The organism is Mesotoga sp. HF07.pep.5.2.highcov (genome assembly GCF_003666285.1).
Classification (GTDB): Bacteria; Thermotogota; Thermotogae; order Petrotogales; family Kosmotogaceae; genus Mesotoga; species Mesotoga prima.
Genome location: NZ_JFHJ01000379.1, coordinates 1 through 1,028 on the forward strand (window position 1 = coordinate 1; position 1,028 = coordinate 1,028).

Sequence of the window (1,028 nt, forward strand, 5' to 3'; positions counted from 1 at the left end):
GACCGAAACAAGCAGCTAAGAATAAATTTTCCGTCTGGTAATCGCGCCATTGAAGCGTATCTGGATTTCATAATTGGAATGAATCCCAGACTCAGATACAATATGATTATAAACCCGCTTAACATCGGCGATGAAGTCTTTCTAAGGACAGCAGGAAGTTTCAGAAGACACGTAACCCCATTCAGGGTAAAGCACACAATTGGTGAAATCAGCTATGGTTATCACATTTACGAAGAGCGGAGAAAACTTAAGGAAGCCTATTCAGGACTGACATCGAAGGAGATCGCTCGTGTTGTCAAGGAAAAAGGCAGAGAGGAGATTACCGATACTTACCTGAAGAAGATTGTCACGATAAGCGGAGATACCTTTGCACTTTCTCCCGAAACAGTGAGTTATTCTGAAACACTCTTGCATGAATGTACTTTCCTGGTTTCGAAGGACAGAAGAAACCAAAACCATTCCAGTATCGATGAAGTCATAGATACAGTTAGGAGAAGCAGAGGTATAAAGAGATTGATCCTGTATCATATATCTGGGCGATATAACTCTCAGATTAAGAAGTGGCATAATATCATAAAGAAGGAGCTTGAGGATACAGAAATAGATGTTTTTCTTGTTCACCCGGAACATGTTTTTGAACTGTAGTACTTTTCTGTGTACTCCGGGAGGAGGTAAAGAATGGGTTACATAGGCTGGATGATTTTTGGTATTATATTATTGGTGGCGGAGATACTAACTCCTACTTTTTTCTCTCTGTGGTTTTCAATAGGTTCTTTCCTGGCAGGCCTTGCAGCAATGTTTTCGCTTGGACTCGGTTGGCAAGTTCTGATTTTCGCCTCGAGCAGTACGTTCCTGGTGCTTCTTTCCAGACCGATTGCCAAGAAGCTATCAAAAGGAGATTCACCAAAGAAAATGTATATCGATGGGATGGTCGGTTCTCTGGGACGTGTGACAGTGGAGATCAATCCGGTTATGGGAAAAGGCATGGTCCGGATTGATGGAGAGGACTGGCGAGCTACTTCGGCGAA

At 42.7% G+C, this 1,028-nt stretch carries 2 protein-coding genes; both read left to right on the plus strand.

Features of this window, described 5'->3' with window-relative positions; translation table 11 throughout:
* Positions 1 to 645: MBL fold metallo-hydrolase (locus BG32_RS08155; protein ID WP_121526662.1), on the plus strand; the 645-nt coding region annotated here is incomplete at its 5' end.
* Positions 646 to 678: 33 nt separating this feature from the next.
* On the plus strand, positions 679 to 1,028 hold a 350-nt coding region (locus tag BG32_RS08160), incomplete at its 3' end, for an NfeD family protein (RefSeq protein WP_147434891.1).